Origin of the sequence: Bradyrhizobium sp. CW1, assembly GCF_023100665.1 — a bacterium.
Lineage (GTDB): Bacteria > Pseudomonadota > Alphaproteobacteria > Rhizobiales > Xanthobacteraceae > Bradyrhizobium > Bradyrhizobium canariense_D.
In genome coordinates, this window is sequence record NZ_CP064684.1 from 1,005,936 (window position 1) to 1,021,398 (window position 15,463).

General features: G+C 63.0%; 13 protein-coding genes. 7 read left to right on the top strand and 6 right to left on the bottom strand.

Features of this window, described 5'->3' with window-relative positions; all coding sequences use genetic code 11:
- The first annotated feature begins 80 nt into the window (after window positions 1-80).
- From IVB54_RS04755 to IVB54_RS04775, 5 genes are all read left to right on the top strand, one after another.
- Window positions 81-992: an amino acid ABC transporter substrate-binding protein gene (locus IVB54_RS04755; protein ID WP_026232521.1), complete on the top strand. Its 912-nt coding sequence runs from the start codon at window positions 81-83 to the stop codon at window positions 990-992.
- A 115-nt stretch (window positions 993-1,107) separates the two neighbouring features.
- Window positions 1,108-1,839: an amino acid ABC transporter permease gene (locus IVB54_RS04760; RefSeq protein ID WP_026232522.1), complete on the top strand. Its 732-nt coding sequence runs from the start codon at window positions 1,108-1,110 to the stop codon at window positions 1,837-1,839.
- Between the two features lie 4 nt (window positions 1,840-1,843).
- On the top strand, window positions 1,844-2,536 hold the full coding sequence (locus IVB54_RS04765; RefSeq protein ID WP_018453382.1) for an ABC transporter permease subunit: 693 nt from the start codon (window positions 1,844-1,846) through the stop codon (window positions 2,534-2,536).
- Between the two features lie 8 nt (window positions 2,537-2,544).
- Window positions 2,545-3,276 (top strand): amino acid ABC transporter ATP-binding protein, encoded by a 732-nt coding sequence (locus IVB54_RS04770; RefSeq protein ID WP_018453383.1) that lies wholly within the window; start codon window positions 2,545-2,547, stop codon window positions 3,274-3,276.
- A gap of 122 nt (window positions 3,277-3,398) precedes the next feature.
- Complete coding sequence (locus IVB54_RS04775) at window positions 3,399-4,259, top strand: D-amino-acid transaminase (RefSeq protein WP_018453384.1); 861 nt, start codon at window positions 3,399-3,401, stop codon at window positions 4,257-4,259.
- A gap of 158 nt (window positions 4,260-4,417) precedes the next feature.
- On the opposite strand, the gene IVB54_RS04780 is transcribed toward IVB54_RS04775, so the two are convergent.
- From IVB54_RS04780 to IVB54_RS04790, 3 genes are all read right to left on the bottom strand, one after another.
- Window positions 4,418-4,879 carry a carboxymuconolactone decarboxylase family protein gene (locus IVB54_RS04780; protein ID WP_026232523.1) on the bottom strand — a complete coding sequence of 154 codons (462 nt, stop codon included), beginning with the start codon at window positions 4,877-4,879 and terminating at the stop codon, window positions 4,418-4,420.
- Window positions 4,880-4,908: 29 nt separating this feature from the next.
- Window positions 4,909-6,522, bottom strand: a complete 1,614-nt coding sequence (locus IVB54_RS04785) for an MDR family MFS transporter (RefSeq protein WP_018453386.1) — start codon at window positions 6,520-6,522, stop codon at window positions 4,909-4,911.
- A gap of 117 nt (window positions 6,523-6,639) precedes the next feature.
- On the bottom strand, window positions 6,640-7,821 hold the full coding sequence (locus IVB54_RS04790) for an HlyD family secretion protein (RefSeq protein ID WP_247299327.1): 1,182 nt from the start codon (window positions 7,819-7,821) through the stop codon (window positions 6,640-6,642).
- A gap of 275 nt (window positions 7,822-8,096) precedes the next feature.
- Here IVB54_RS04790 and IVB54_RS04795 point away from each other — a divergent pair, with 275 nt between their 5' ends.
- Complete coding sequence (locus IVB54_RS04795) at window positions 8,097-9,008, top strand: LysR family transcriptional regulator (protein ID WP_018453388.1); 912 nt, start codon at window positions 8,097-8,099, stop codon at window positions 9,006-9,008.
- Here the strand turns inward: IVB54_RS04795 and iaaH are convergent.
- Complete coding sequence (gene iaaH / locus IVB54_RS04800; RefSeq protein WP_018453389.1) at window positions 9,003-10,427, bottom strand: indoleacetamide hydrolase; 1,425 nt, start codon at window positions 10,425-10,427, stop codon at window positions 9,003-9,005. The genes IVB54_RS04795 and iaaH overlap by 6 nt on opposite strands.
- Before the next feature lie 75 nt (window positions 10,428-10,502).
- Complete coding sequence (locus tag IVB54_RS04805; protein ID WP_018453390.1) at window positions 10,503-13,952, bottom strand: indolepyruvate ferredoxin oxidoreductase family protein; 3,450 nt, start codon at window positions 13,950-13,952, stop codon at window positions 10,503-10,505.
- Window positions 13,953-14,105: 153 nt separating this feature from the next.
- Here IVB54_RS04805 and IVB54_RS04810 point away from each other — a divergent pair, with 153 nt between their 5' ends.
- Entirely contained in the window at window positions 14,106-14,561 is a 456-nt protein-coding gene (locus IVB54_RS04810) for an Lrp/AsnC family transcriptional regulator (RefSeq protein WP_018453391.1), read from the top strand.
- 103 nt (window positions 14,562-14,664) lie between these two features.
- Here IVB54_RS04810 and IVB54_RS04815 read toward each other — a convergent pair whose 3' ends face one another.
- A complete protein-coding gene (locus IVB54_RS04815) occupies window positions 14,665-15,450 on the bottom strand; it encodes a fumarylacetoacetate hydrolase family protein (RefSeq protein WP_018453392.1) in 786 nt (261 codons plus the stop codon).
- Window positions 15,451-15,463: the final 13 nt, after the last annotated feature.

Here is a 15,463-nt window from a genome sequence, read left to right on the forward strand (position 1 = left end):
ATCCAGCCAAAAGTCACATTCTATTCCAACCCAATTTGTGCTTGCATCCCGCCGGCATCATCCTGAAAGGGGACCAAAACGTGAAACATTTCCGTAGCATCGGCCTCGCGCTCGCCGCGACCTTCGCCGTCGGCCAGGCCGGGGCCGAGGAGCTGACCGGCACGCTCAAGAACATCAAGGACACCGGCGCCATTACGCTCGGCTTCCGCGACTCCTCGATCCCGTTCTCTTATCTCGACGACAACCAGAAGCCCATCGGCTACGCGATGGACATCTGCTACAAGATCGTCGACGCCGTGAAGAAGGAGCTCAAGCTCGACAAGCTCGAGGTCAAGCTCAATCCGGTGACCTCGGCGACCCGGATCCCGCTGATGGCGAACGGCACCATCGATCTCGAATGCGGCTCGACCACCAACAATGCCGAGCGCCAGAAGCAGGTTGCCTTCACCAACACCCATTATTTGACCGCCAGCCGCTACGTCTTCAAGAAGTCGAGTGGCCTGAAGGCGATTGACGACCTCAAGGGAAAATCGGTGGTTTCCACTGCCGGCACCACCAACATCAAACAGCTCACCGAGGCCAATGTTGCAAAAAGCCTCGGCGCAAACATCATTCCGGCCAAGGACCACGCCGAGGCCTTCCTGATGGTCGAGACCGACCGTGCGGTCGCCTTCGTGATGGATGATATCCTGCTCGCGAGCCTCGTTGCCGGCTCGAAGTCGCCCGATGACTACGTCATCTCCAAGGACGCGTTCTCCAAGCCTGAGCCCTACGGCATCATGCTGCGCAAGGACGACGCGGCCTTCAAGAAGGTCGTCGACGCGGCGACCGCTGCGCTCTACACCTCCGGCGAGGGCCAGAAGATCTACGACAAGTGGTTCACGCAGAAGATCCCGCCGAAGGGCCTCAATCTCAACACGCCGATCTCGGCCGAGCTGAAGAACGAGTTTGCCAAGCCGACGGACTCGCCAAACCCGGACGATTATAAGTAAGCTATAACCTCGATCTTTCGATCGGGATCGTGTCCGGCCATCTTGACTCCAGGATGGCCGGACATTTGCATAGGCGCCAGGACATCGATGACTGGCGCGTTCGCGCGGGGGACACGTGAACTACAACTGGAACTGGGGAATCTTTTTCCAGCCGAACCCGATGGGGACCGGCACCTATCTCGACATGCTGTTGTCGGGCCTGGTGCTGACCCTCAAGACGGGTGCGCTCGCCTGGATCATCGCGCTGATCACCGGATCGATCGTCGGCGTGATGCGCACACTGCCGTCGAAGGGAGCGTACTGGTTCGGCTTTGCCTATGTTGAATTCTTCCGCAATATGCCGCTGCTGGTGCAGCTCTTCCTGTGGTTTTTCGTGCTGCCGGAAGTGTTGCCAAGGTCCGCGGGATTGTGGCTGAAACAACTGCCGAACGCGCCGTTCTGGACGGCCGCGATTGGCATCGGGTTCTTCATGTCGGCGCGCGTCGCCGTGCAGTTGCAGGCCGGCATCGGATCGCTGCCGCGCGGGCAGAAGATGGCGGCGACCGCACTCGGCCTGACGACCCTGCAGGCTTATCGCTACATCCTGCTGCCGATGGCTTTTCGCATCATCCTGCCGCCGCTGACGTCCGAGTTCCTCAACACCATCAAGAACACGGCTGTGGCCATCACCATTGGTTTGCTCGAACTGACCGGCCAGGCGCGCTCGATGCAGGAATTCTCGTTCCAGGTGTTCGAGGCCTTCACCGCTGCGACCATCCTCTATCTCCTCGTCAACGCCGTCGTCGTGACCGCGATGCGCTTCCTCGAGCGCTGGGTCGCGATCCCCGGCTACATCACGGGGAAGTAGCGCCATGTTCAGCAATTTTGATTTCGGGGTCATCATCCGCACGCTGCCCTATCTATTCTATGAGGGCATGACGTTCACGCTGATGCTGACCGGGCTTGCTGCACTCGGCGGCCTCGTCTTCGGCACGGCGATCGCGCTGATGCGGCTGTCCGGCTACAAGGTGCTGGGCCGCATCGCGGGCGTCTATGTCGACTTCATGCGCTCGCTGCCGCTGGTGCTGGTGATCTTCTGGTTCTACTTCCTGGTGCCCTATATCGGGCAATGGGTAACTGGCGCGTCGCGTCCGATCAGTGTCGGCGCGTTCGCGTCCTCGCTCATCACCTTCATCATGTTCGAGGCCGCGTACTTCTCCGAGATCATGCGTGCCGGCATCCAGTCGATCTCGCGCGGCCAGCCGGCCGCAGCCAACGCGCTCGGCCTGACCTACGCCCAGACCATGCGCTACGTCGTTCTGCCGCAGGCCTTCCGCAACATGCTGCCGGTCCTGATCACGCAGACCATCGTGCTGTTCCAGGACACCTCACTGGTCTATGTGCTGTCGATCACCGATTTCCTCGGTGCGGCTAGCAAGGTCGCGCAGCGCGACGGCCGTCTGGTCGAAATGTATCTATTCGCAGCGATCGTCTACTTCACCATCTCCTGTATCGCGTCCTTCGGCGTTCGCCGCCTGCAGGCGCGCATCGCCATCATTCGATAGAGTTTGCCATGATCGAGATCAGCCACGTCGACAAATGGTACAGCCCGGCCTTCCAGGTGCTGACCGACTGCACCACCAGCGTCGCCAAGGGCGAGGTGGTCGTGGTCTGCGGTCCGTCGGGATCAGGCAAGTCGACGCTGATAAAATGCGTCAACGCGCTGGAGCCATTCCAGAAAGGCGACATCAGCGTCGATGGCACTAAGGTCAACGACCCCAGGACCAATCTGCCCAAGCTGCGCGCGCGTGTCGGCATGGTTTTTCAGCACTTCGAGCTGTTTCCGCATCTGAAGATCATTGATAATCTCTGCCTCGCGCAGCAGAAGGTGCTCGACCGGTCGCGCGACAAGGCGGTGGCGAAAGGCATGCAGCTGCTGGAGCGGGTCGGCCTGAAGGAACAGGCGCAAAAATTTCCCGCGAACCTGTCCGGCGGCCAGCAGCAGCGCGTGGCGATCGCCCGCGCGCTCGCGATGGATCCCATCGTCATGCTGTTCGACGAGCCGACCTCGGCGCTCGACCCCGAAATGGTGAGCGAGGTGCTCGACGTCATGGTAGACCTCGCCCATGAGGGCATGACCATGATGGTCGTGACGCACGAGATGGGCTTTGCCCGCAAGGTCGCCAACCGCGTGATCTTCATGGACCGCGGCGAGATCGTCGAGGACGCCCCGAAGGACGATTTCTTCGGCAAGCCCCGCAGCGACCGCGCGCAGAAGTTCTTGTCGAAGATTCTGTCGCATTGATCCCACTGTCATTCCGCGACGTGCCTCCTGGCGCCGGTCGGGAATGACGGGTTGAGGGTTTCGTGGCACCGACAAATCCCTTATACCAGCGGGTAATCCCTATTCCCGCCAGGAGACCTGCCTTGGATCCGATCGCCTATGTCAACGGCTCATTCGTCCCGCTTTCGGACGCCAAAATTTCGGTCCTCGATCGCGGCTTCCTGTTCGCCGACGGCATCTATGAGGTCTCGGCCGTGCTCGACGGCAAGTTGGTCGACAATGCCTCGCATCTGGCGCGGCTGGAGCGCTCGGTCGGCGAGATCAAGCTGAGGCTCCCGGAGACGGTCGAGCGCATCACCGAGATCCAGCAGGAGCTGATTGCACGCAACAAGGTCGAGAACGGCCTCGTCTATCTCCAGGTCACCCGCGGCGCCGACAAGGGCCGCGACTTCGCCTTCCCCAAGGGCGACGTCAAGTCGAGCCTGGTGATGTTCACGTCGGAGAAGGACATCATCAACGCCGCCTCGGCCAAGACCGGCATCAATGTGATCACCGTGCCCGACATCCGCTGGGAGCGGCGTGACATCAAGAGCGTAGCATTGCTGGCGCAAGTGCTGGCAAAGCAGGCCGCGGCCGAAGCCGGTGCGGGCGAAGCCTGGATGCTGGAAGACGGTTACGTCACCGAAGGCGGTTCGTCTTCAGCGTTCATCCTGACCCAGGACGACGTCATCGTGACCCGCAAGAACTCCAACGCGATCCTGCCGGGCTGCACCCGCAAGGCGGTGGTGGCGCTGGCGGAAGAGCGTCAGCTCCGCGTCGAAGAGCGTTCCTTCACGGTCGCCGAGGCGCTCGCCGCCAAGGAAGCCTTCGCCACCTCGGCGTCGCTGTTCGTCCAGCCGGTGGTTGCGATCGACGGCAAGAAGGTCGGCGACGGCAAGCCCGGCCCGATCGCCATGCGGCTGCGCGAGATCTACGTGGAGTTCGCGAAGGCGACGGCGGTTTAAGCTACCTACCGCCGTCATCGCCCGGCTTGACCGGGCGATCCAGTACTCCGTGACGGGAGTGCTGGACTCGAGAAGCCGCGGCGTACTGGATGCCCCGGTTAAGCCGGGGCATGACAGGCGAATGTATTGAGGCAGTTTGGCCTCCACACATCAGCACCTCACGCCACCGATGCCTTCACCTTCACCGGATGAACCGCACGGAACGCGATCGCGATTCGGTTCCAGGCATTGATGGCGCCGATCAGCATGGTCAGGTTCACCGTCTCCGCGTCGGAGAATTGCGGGCGGACCTGCTCGTAGACGTCATCAGGCGCGTGCGTCTCGGAGATCAGCGTCACTGATTCCGTCCAGGCCAGCGCCGCGCGCTCGCGGTCGGTGTAGAGCGGTGATTCGCGCCAGGCGTTGAGCAGATAGATGCGCTGCTCGGTCTCGCCGCGCTTGCGGGCGTCCTCGGTGTGCATGTTGATGCAGAAGGCGCAGCCGTTGATCTGTGACGCCCGGATCTTGACGAGCTCGATCAACGATTTCTCAAGGCCCGTCGACTGGATCTGCTCTTCCAGTGCCATCAGCGCCTTCATCGTGTCGGGTGCGGCCTGGTAGAAATTCATGCGGGGTTTCATGGTCGTTCTCCTTGCTGGCTGGGTTGACGTCAGTGGGCGCCGCCGGCCGAGGCGTGGCCGGCCTTCTTCAGGAAGAGGGTGGCGATCAGCGCGACGATCAGGGCCACGCCGAGCAGATAAAAGGTGTCGCTGAAGGCGAGGATATAGGCCTGCTTCTGCACGATATGGCCGATCGCAACATAGGCGCGATGCAACGCGTCCGCCCGATCGAGAATGCCGTGATTGACGAAGTATTGGGTGAGCTGTTCCAGCCGCGTCCGCGTCGCCTGCTCGAACAGCGAGACTGACTGCATCAGCACGTTGGAGTGATACTGCTCGCGCTTGGTCAGCAGGGTCTGCAACAGCGCGATGCCGACGGCGCCGCCGAGGTTGCGCATCATGTTGAACAGGCCGGAGGCCGAGCCCGCGTTCTCCGGTTCGATGCCTGAGGTCGCCACCGCAGACAGCGGCGCCATTACCAGCGCCTGGCCGATCGCACGAACCACATTGGGCCAGAGCAATTGATCGGCGGCATAGTTGCCGGTCATGTAGATGTTCATAAAGTTGGAGGCCGCGAACAGGACGAAGCCGACGCCGATGATGAGCCGCGCATCGAGCTTCTGCATCAACCGCGGGACCAGCGGGATCAGCACCAGCTGCGGCAGGCCGGTCCAAGCCAGCACCATGCCGATCTGCTCGGCATTGTAGCCCTGGATGCGGGCCAGATATTGCGGCAGGATGAACACCGAGCCGTAGAGCGCGATTCCCAGCAGGAAATTCGCGAGCATGCCGAAGCCGAAATTGCGGCGGACCAGCAGACGCAGGTTCAGGAGCGGCTTCTTCACGGTGAGCTCGATGATCAGGAAGGCGCTCAGCGCCACGGCCGCGATGACGGACAGCTTGACGATGAAGGGCGAGCCGAACCAGTCGTCTTTGTTGCCTTCCTCGAGCACGGTCTGCAGCGCCGACAATCCGATCGCCATGGTGATGATGCCGGCCCAGTCGCCGTCGCGCAGCAACGACAGCTTCATGGGCTTTGCATCGAGCGCGTACCAGAGCATGCCGACCATGATCGTGCCGGGGACAACGTTGACATAGAAGATGTACTGCCAGCCAAAATTCTCGGTGAGATAGCCGCCGATGGTCGGGCCGATCGCGGGCGCGAACGTCGCCGACAGCGCGAACAGCGCAAGGCCCACGGGTTGCTTGGCGCGCGGCAGCAATGTGATGATGAGTGTGAACGCCATCGGAATCAGCACGCCGCCGGTAAACCCTTGCACCGCCCGCAGCACGATCATCTGCGGCAGGTCTTGCGCCAACGCACAGGCGGCTGACAGGACCAGGAACAGGACCGCATTGGTGAGGAGATAGATGCGGATCGAGAACACCTGCGCCAGCCAGCCGGACAGCGGGATCACCACGATCTCCGCGATCAGATAGGAGGTCGAGATCCAGCCGCCGTCATCAATGCCGGCGCCGATCGCGCCCTGGATATCGGCGAGTGAGGCATTGACGATCTGGATGTTCAGCACCGCCATGAAGGCGCCGAGCGTCGCGCCGATCACGGCGATCCAGGTCTTGGTCGAGACGGCGGGCGTTGCGGGGGCCGCGACGGGAGCGGGGATATCGGCCGTGGTATTAACGGTCGGTTGGAGCGTGCTCATGGAAGCCTCGTCTCGGTTACGGAGACAGGATGGATCAGGCAGTTCGTTTCGATAATCGACCAAGTTTGGGAAGGATCATCCGGTAGGAGTTGATAGTCCCGCCGGACCTTTCCGGCTTCAACCGCCGTTCGGACGGGCCGCGTTGTCGGCGAGATGCTTCGCCGTCTCACGCTCGGCCAGCACGGTCTGCTTGGTGTCGACGGTCGGCACCGCGGACATGCCGGGGCGCAGCAGGCCGGTCAGGCTGTGGTCGTCGAGCACGATCTTCACCGGCACCCGTTGCACGATCTTGGTGAAATTGCCGGTGGCGTTGTCGGGCGGCAGCAATGCGAATTCAAGGCCGCTCGCCGGCGACAGGCTGTCGACATGGCCGCGCAGGGTCTGGTTGCGGAAACTGTCGACGTGCAGCTCGACCGGCTGGCCGGCGCGGACATGTGTGAGCTGCGTCTCCTTGAAATTCGCCACGACATAGACCGCATCGAGCGGCACCACCGCCATCAATTGCGTGCCGGCCTGCACGAACTGTCCCACGCGCAGTGAGCGGGCGCCGACCGTTCCGTCGACCGGCGCGGTAATCTCGGTGTAGGAGAGATTGAGCGTCGCCTGCTCCGCGACCGCACGCGCATGTTCGAGCTGGGCAGTAGCCTGCGCGCGCTGGGTCGTGAGCACGTCGACCTTGCGTTGCGCGGCCACGAGGCCCGACCTGGCATGTTGCAGTTGCGCGTTGCTGGCGCGCAACGCGGCGTCAGTCTGTTGCGCGCGCTGAATCGTGCCGGAGCCCGACTTCATCAGGTCGTCGTAGCGGGCGCGCTCCTCCTGCGCAAATTTCAGATTCGCGTCCGCAGCAGCGACATCGGCTGTGCTCTGCTCGATGATCGGCTGCTGGAGTTCGAGCTGGGCGTCGAGGTTCCGCACTGCCGCTTCCGCCGCAGCGACATCGGCGCGGGCCTGATTGAGCGCCGCCTTGAAGTCGCGGTCGTCGATCTTCGCCAGCAGCTGGCCCGCTTTGACCTTTTCGTTGTCGCTGACCAGCACCTTGGCGATGTAGCCCGAGACCTTTGGCGCGATGATCGTGGAGTCGGCCTTCACATAGGCGTCGTCGGTTGTCTCGAGATAACGGCCGTTGACCCAGTAGTCGTGTCCGTAATGGACAACCGCAGCCGTGCCCGCAAGGAACGCGAGCGCCAGCGCCGCCCGCCGGACCGTATTCCGGGCGGGACCACGCACCGGCGCCGTCGGGGTAGCTTGCGGTATTTCAGTCGCTTGCTGAAAGTTTTTGGTGCGGGGCATCTCGGACATGGCAGTCTCCTTCGGCTGACCCAGACTATCGGTCTTCCTCGTCCGATCGATAATCAGCGAAATGCCGAAAGGATTATCCGCTGACAGTGGATAGTCCCGGGATCTCGCCTTGGCCCGTATGATCTATCGAGCCGGAGGTACGACTGCCCCAGAGCGATTGCCGCGCCTGTCGAGGGATTGCGGCTAACGCATCCGCGCTGCCCGCAGGAGCGGTTTGATGGATAATCGGACGGAATTCCTTGCGATTATCTCTCAAGAGCGGATAATCAGTCGGCATGGACCGATTGACCAGTCTCGAAGTCTTCAGCCGGGTGGTCGAGACCGGCGGCTTCTCTGCAGCAGCCCGCAAGCTCAACATGTCGACCACCATGGTGAGCAATCACGTCCAGGCGCTGGAAGACCGGCTCGGCGTGAGGCTGCTTCAGCGCACCACGCGCAAGGTCAGCCTCACCGACATCGGCAAGGCCTATTACGACCGCTGCATCCAGATACTCGCCGAAATCAAACAGGCCGACGATATCGCGAGCGAATTGCAGTCGGTGCCCCGCGGCACGCTACGGATCCACGTCGCCACGCACATGGTGCCGTTCGTTGCGCCCGTGGTGGCGAAGCTCCTGTCGACCTATCCGGAGCTCAAGATCGATCTGCGGATGGGCGAGGCCGAAATCGACCTCATCGAAGAAGGCTATGACGTTGCTCTGCGCATGACCGCGCCGCCGGATTCGAGCCTGATCGTTCGCAGCCTCGCAACCTGGCGGCACGTGCTGTGCTGCTCGCACGACTACCTCGAAAGGCACGGTCGCGTGCAGAAGCTCGATGAGCTCACCGCGCACAATTGCGCCCGTCACTTGAATTATCCGTTCGGCGAAGATTGGCGCTTCTTCGATCGCAAGGGCACGCCGGCATCGGTGCGCATCTCCGGCAGCTTTATCACCAACAGCGGTGAGGCCTTGCGAAAGGTGGCGCTGGAAGGCGCTGCCGTCTGCCTGATGGCCGGTTTTCTCGTCCAGGGCGATCTCGAAGCCGGTCATCTCGTTCGCCTTCTGCCCGAATATCGTCCCGTCGAGATGTCGATGAACGCGGTCTATCCGCACCGGCATCATCTGTCGGCGAAGGTCAGGACCTTTATCGACATGCTCGTGCATCACAGCGCCGAGCAGCAGAAGCTGATCAATCCCTATTCATGAGCGGGGTGGCGCCGGCAGCCGTCCGAACACTTTTTCAAGCGCCATGCCGAGCGCAAGCAGGCGGCGGTCGCTGCCTGCAGGGCCATCCAGCTCGAGTCCGATCGGAAGTTTGCTGACCGCGCCGAGCGCAATCGGGATCTGGATGCCGGGAATGCCGGCATTGCTGCCGGGATCGGTGTTCTGGATGAACAACCCGAAATTCTCGAGGCTGCTGGAATCCGGATTGGAGGCAATGGCGACGCGCGGCGTGGTCGGGAAGGCGATGGCATCGAGCCGGTTGTCGGCGAAAGTCCTGCTGTAAAGCACCTGGAGCGCGGGGCGTGCACTATTGATCGCGGCGTCATAGATCGGCTTGGCGTCAACCAGCGTGCCATCGGGGGCAGGCAGTTTGCGCGGGATCACCAGGCCATCATAGGTGCCCTTGACGTCGGCGCTGGAGATGTCCCTTGCCATCGCCTCGATGCTGAGGCCCGTGCCGGTGTGGTCCAGATAGGCGACCAGATCGTCATAGGCTTCGTACAGCGCGACCGGAAAGCTGACTTGGCCATTGAACTCGGCCAGTTGCGGCATTTCGATCTCGACCATCGTGACACCCTGCGCTTTCATCTTCGCCACTGCTGCCTGGAAAGCGGCGTTGGTGTCAGCGTCGAGATTTGTCAGCATCGACCTCACGATGCCGATTCGCATCTGCTTCAGATCGGCCGCCTGAACGGCTTCGCCACCTGCTATGACGCGGTCGAGGAGTTCGACATCCGCCGCGGTCGCCGCCATCGGGCCCGCGGTGTCGCGGGTGTGCGAGATCGGCGCGATGCCAGCTTGCGGATAGCGTCCGACCGTCGGACGCAGCGAGGCACATCCATTCAGTGCGGCGGGGACCCTGACCGATCCGCCAGTGTCGGTGCCGAGCCCGCCCGCGACGATCCGCGCGCCGATCGCGACGCCCGTTCCTGAGGAGGAGCCGCCCGCGATCAGGGTGCGGTCATAGGCGTTGCGCACGCCGAACTCCGCGCCGGTCTTGAATGCGGTGTTGTAGCCGGAGATGCCGAAAGCGAGCTCGTGCATGCTGGTCTTGCCGATGATGACCGCGCCCGCCGCGCGCAATTTTGCGACCACCGGCGCGTCGGCCCTCGGAACGTAATGCTTCAGCGCCGGCGTTCCTGCGCTGCAGGGGAGCCCCGTGACCTCGATATTGTCCTTGATCACGATGGGAACACCGCCGAGCGGCTTGTCCTTGTTGTCGTTCGCGTCGAATGCGGCCGCAGCCTTCAGAGCGCCGGCCTCGTCCAGGGTGACGAAGGCATTCAGATCGGCATTGGCCTTGGCGCGGGCGAGAGCTTCCGTCGTGAGCGCGGTGCTCGTGACTTTTCCGGCGCGGAGGTCGGCCACAGCCTGGGTCAGGGTCAACTGGTCGAAATCCATGAGGCGTCACCCGGTTGCAGGAGCGCCATCAGGGCGCCCCTCGGCTCCAGAGGCTGAAGTCTCGTCGGCGCTCCGTCAACCGTAGGCGCGCATCCTTGCAGGTGATGGCGCATTGAGCTCGGCGAACAGCCGTTCGACCTCGGCCTTCACCTTCCCGATCGCGGCGTCCTTAACCGGCCCGTAGCCCCGGATATCCATCGGCGCTTTTGCAATGGCGACCAGGCTTGGCAGTTGCGCCGCGTCGAGTCCGCCGAGCAGCCGTTTGATGACGCCATCGTACCAGGTGATGAGTTCCCGCTCGGCGCGCCGCTCCGCCGTGTAGCCGAACGGATCGAACGGCGTCCCGCGCAATCCCTTCACCCGCGCCAGCATGGCGAGCGGCATCTGGATCCACTGTCCGAAGGCGTGCTTGCGCGGACGTCCGCGGGCATCGCGCTTCGACGGCAGGAACGGCGGGGCAAGGTGATATTGGATGCTGAAGTCGCCTTCGAATTCGCCTTTCAACTCGTCGAGGAAGCCGGTCTGCATGTGCAGGCGCGCCACCTCGTACTCATCCTTGTAGGCCATCAGCTTGAACAGGGCGTGCGCGACCGCCTGGGTCAATGCCTCGCTATTCAGGCTGGCTTCGGCATGGCGAACACTTGCAACGCGCTCTCGATAGCGCGCTGCGTAGGCATCGTTCTGATAAGCCGTGAGGAAGTCGGCGCGGCGGTCGATCAGCTGGTCGAGCGTCTCGGCCTTCGGCGCTTCGTCCACCTTCGGCAAGAAGTCGGGATCGGCGGCTGCAATCCGGCCCCAGGCGAAAGCCTGCTTGTTGCTTTCGACCCCGACGCCGTTGAGCTCGATCGCGCGCAACAGCGCCGACAGCGAGACCGGCAGCAGCCCGCGCTGCCAGGCAAAGCCCAGCATGACGATATTGGCATAGACGGCATCGCCGAGCAGGCGCTCGGCCAGCGCATTGGCGTTGATGGTGTCGAGATTGCCGTCGCCGATCACCTGGCCGATCGCACGCAGGCGGGCGGGTGAGGCGAGATCGGCGTCACGGAAGCGGACGACGTCGCCGGTCGGCATCTCCGCGGTGTTGACCGCGGCGCGCGTACCTTTTCGATAGGTGCCGGACGCCTTCGGCGAGGAGCTGACGACGAGGTCGCAGCCGATCAGCGCATCGGCCGCGCCCTGGTCGATACGGACCTGGTGCAATGCGTCGGGGGATGCGGCCAACCGGATGTAGCTCAGCACCGGCCCGAATTTCTGCGCAAAGCCGGTAAAATCCAGCACCGAGACACCGTTTCCTTCGAGGTGGGCCGCCATGCCGATCAGCGCGCCGACCGTGATCACGCCGGTGCCGCCGACGCCGGTGACGAGCAGATCATAGGGACGGTCGAGCGTTGCGGGCGCGGGCAGGGGAAGCGTGGCCGCGTGGCCGACCGCGTCGATCCGACTCGCGCCCTTCTTCCGGCGCCTCGCGCCCTCGACGGTGACGAAGCTCGGGCAGAACCCGTTGAGACAGGAAAAGTCCTTGTTGCAGGATGAGAGGTTGATCCGGCGCTTCCGGCCGAACGGCGTCTCCTTGGGCTCGACGCTGAGGCAGTTGGATTCGACCGAGCAGTCGCCGCAGCCTTCGCAGACGAGATCGTTGATATAGGCGAAGCGTTTGGGATCGATCATCTGTCCACGCTTGCGGCGACGCCGTTTCTCTGTCGCGCAGGTCTGCTGATAGATCAGCACCGAGACGCCGGGAATATCGCGCAGCTCGCGCTGCACGCTGTCCATCTTCTCGCGCGGATGGAGGGACACGCCGACCGGAAGATCGCCTGGCGGAAATTGCGCCGGATCGTCCGACACCAGCGCGATGCGCGCAACGCCCTCGGCGCGGACGCTGTGCGCGATAGCGTGGACGCTGATTGGGCCGTCGACGGGTTGGCCGCCGGTCATCGCCACGGCATCGTTGAACAGGATCTTGTAGGTGATGTTGGCCTTGGCGGCGATCGCCTGCCGGATCGCCATCGAACCCGAATGATAATAGGTGCCTTCGCCCAGATTCTGGAACACGTGCTTGTTGCCGGTGAAGCGTGACGAGGCGGCCCAATTCACGCCTTCGCCTCCCATCTGGATCAGGGACGATGTCTCGCGGTCCATCCAGCTGGCCATGAAATGACAGCCGATGCCGGCCAGCGCCTTCGAACCCTCGGGCACTTTCGTCGATGTATTGTGCGGGCAGCCCGAGCAGAAATAGGGCGTACGCGTCGCACCGCTGACGTTGATCGTGCGCGAGGCCTCAGGCATCAAGCCGGCTGCGCGTGCGGCGAGATTGAGGCCTGGGAACATCGGATCGAGACGGCGTGCGAGCACCCCAGCGAGCGCACGCGGTGACAATTCGCCGATCCAGGAGATCAGCCGCGCCCCTTGCTCGTCATGCTTACCGACCATGCGCTCGGGTTTTTCGCCCGGATAATCGTAAAAATATTCCTTGAACTGGCTTTCGATGATGCCGCGCTTCTCCTCGACGACAAGGATCTCGCGCTTGCCCCTCACGAACGCCATCGCGTCATGCAGCGCCAGCGGCCAGACCATGCCGACCTTGTAGATGTCGATGCCGATGCTGCGGCAGTCCGCTTCGTCGAGACCCATCAGCCGCAGCGCTTCCATCAGATCGAGATGGGCCTTGCCCGTGGTGACGATGCCGTAGGTGGCGTCCGGGATGTCGTAGATGTGACGATCGATCGGATTAGCCTTTGCGAAGGCGTAGACCGCGTGCTTCTTCGCCTCCAGCCGCTCCTCGATCTGCGGGCCGGGCAGATCGGGCCAGCGATAGTGCAGGCCGCCGGGTGGCGGCGTGAAGTCTGGCGCGTGGAAGGCCCGCGGTGGGCGCAGCGCGACGGACGCGCCGGATTCCACGATCTCAGAGATCGCCTTGAAGCCGACCCACATGCCGGTGAAGCGGCTCAGCGCGTAGCCATATTCACCGAATTCGAGATATTCGCTGACGCTTGCGGGGTGGAGCGTCGGCATGAACCAGCTCATGAAGGCGACGTCGGACTGGTGCGGCATCGAGGACGAGACGCAGCCATGGTCGTCGCCGGCGACCACCAGAACGCCGCCATGCGGTGAGGAGCCGTAGGCGTTGCCGTGTTTCAGCGCATCGCCGGAGCGATCGACGCCGGGGCCCTTGCCGTACCAGAGAGCGAACACGCCATCGACCTCGCGGTCGGCTTGCGTCTCGACCTGTTGTGAGCCGAGCACGGCGGTCGCGGCAAGATCTTCGTTCACTGCGGGGAGGAATTCGATGCGGTCCCGCTTCAGTCGCTCGTGGATGCGCCACAGCTCGAGGTCGATCCCGCCGAGTGGCGAGCCGCGATAGCCTGAGATGAAGCCCGCCGTGTTCAGCCCCGCGGCACGGTCGCGCCGCACCTGGTCGAGCGCGATGCGGACGATGGCCTGCGTGCCGGTGAGGAAGACGCGGCCCCGTTCGCGATCGTAGCGGTCGGAAAGCTCGTAAGGATCGAGAGACGAAATGGCGGCCATGCGGACCTCCCCACGGCATCCTTGCCGGATGGGAGAAGGGTAAGCCTGGGCAACTGGTAGGTCTTACCTTTCTTTCCGAATGGCGTACCTATTATGGTAGAGTTATCCAAAACGATCTACGGGAAGGTAGATTAATCCATTTTGGTGGTTTCCATGATCGAAGACCAGGACGCGCGGATTCTCGCCTATCTTCAGAAGGACGGCCGCGCCACCAACCAGCAGCTCGCCGACGCAGTCGGCATGTCGACTTCGGCATGCTGGCGCCGGGTGCGCGCGCTGGAGGAGAGCGGTGCCATCCGGGGCTATGCGGCCCTGGTCGCGCGCGAGCAGGCCGGCTTTGCGATGTCCGCGATCCTCCACGTCTCGCTGGAACGGCACGACGCAAAATTCGTCGACGAGTTCGTCGCGCGGGTGACCACGCGGCGTGAGGTGCTGGAGTGCTTTGCGACCACGGGCGATGCCGATTACCATTTGCGTGTCGTCGTGCAGGATATGGCGGCGTACAACAGATTCCTCGACGACTTCATGTTCCGCATTCCCGGCATCCGCTATGTCAGAAGCAACGTGGTGCTGAAGGAGATCAAGACGGGCGTCGCGCTGCCGTTTTGAGCTTGTGCTGAGGAGGCCGCGTAGCGGCCGTCTCGAAGCGCGACGCCACAACCGGGCCTTCATCCTTCGAGACGCTTGCTTCGCAAGCTCCTCAGGATGAGGATCACCGCTCCTCCCGCACGAACCTGTTCCGCAGCGTGCCGATGCCGGTGATGTCGATCTCCACGACGTCGCCGTGCTTGATATCAGGCGAGGCACCATCCGTGCCCATCCAGATCACATCGCCCGGCCATAGCGTAAAATACTTGGTCAGCTCGACTAGGAACGGCACCACGCCAAAGATCATGTCGTTGGTGTGGAAGCGGTTGGTCTCCTTGCCGTTGACCCGGACGATCGTTTCCATCTTGTCGAGGTCGGCCTCGGTCTCGATCCACGGGCCCATCGGCTTGAACGTGTCGGCGTTCTTCGAGCGCCACAGGCTGCGGTCGGCCTTCTGCCAGCTGCGCTCGCTGACGTCGTTGCCGATGGTGTAGCCGAAGACGCAATCCATCGCATTCTGATTGGTGAGATGCTTCACCTTCTTGCCGATGACGACAACGAGTTCGCCTTCGTAGTGGATCTTGTCCGTCGCAAAGGACGGGATCGCGACGTCCTCGTCATGCGCAATCAGCGCGTTTTGCGCGCGATAGCCGATCTCGGGGCGGTCGGGGACAGCAGGCACTTCGCCGCGCTTGTCGGCGGCTTCCTTCAGATGCTTGAGGTAATTCAAGCCGACGCAGTAGAAGGTGCGCGGAATCAGCGGCAGTTCGATCTTGACCTGCGAGAGCTGATACGTGCGCGAGGTGCGTTGCCATTCTCCGAAGGGATCGCCCTCGATCGCGATGACCTGGTCACCCTCGACGATCCCCCAGGACGTCTTGTCCGCAGCGGTGAATTTCAGCCAGCGCATGCCGTGTCTCCGT

Excerpts from the sequence above, each read along its gene's own strand:
- IVB54_RS04765 (WP_018453382.1), top strand. The coding sequence starts at position 1,844 with ATGTTCAGCAATTTTGATTTCGGGGTCATCATCCGCACGCTGCCCTAT.
- IVB54_RS04770 (WP_018453383.1), top strand. The coding sequence starts at position 2,545 with ATGATCGAGATCAGCCACGTCGACAAATGGTACAGCCCGGCCTTCCAG.
- IVB54_RS04780 (WP_026232523.1), bottom strand. The coding sequence starts at position 4,879 with ATGAAACCCCGCATGAATTTCTACCAGGCCGCACCCGACACGATGAAG.
- IVB54_RS04785 (WP_018453386.1), bottom strand. The coding sequence starts at position 6,522 with ATGAGCACGCTCCAACCGACCGTTAATACCACGGCCGATATCCCCGCT.
- IVB54_RS04790 (WP_247299327.1), bottom strand. The coding sequence starts at position 7,821 with ATGTCCGAGATGCCCCGCACCAAAAACTTTCAGCAAGCGACTGAAATA.
- IVB54_RS04795 (WP_018453388.1), top strand. The coding sequence starts at position 8,097 with ATGGACCGATTGACCAGTCTCGAAGTCTTCAGCCGGGTGGTCGAGACC.
- iaaH (WP_018453389.1), bottom strand. The coding sequence starts at position 10,427 with ATGGATTTCGACCAGTTGACCCTGACCCAGGCTGTGGCCGACCTCCGC.
- IVB54_RS04805 (WP_018453390.1), bottom strand. The coding sequence starts at position 13,952 with ATGGCCGCCATTTCGTCTCTCGATCCTTACGAGCTTTCCGACCGCTAC.
- IVB54_RS04810 (WP_018453391.1), top strand. The coding sequence starts at position 14,106 with ATGATCGAAGACCAGGACGCGCGGATTCTCGCCTATCTTCAGAAGGAC.
- IVB54_RS04815 (WP_018453392.1), bottom strand. The coding sequence starts at position 15,450 with ATGCGCTGGCTGAAATTCACCGCTGCGGACAAGACGTCCTGGGGGATC.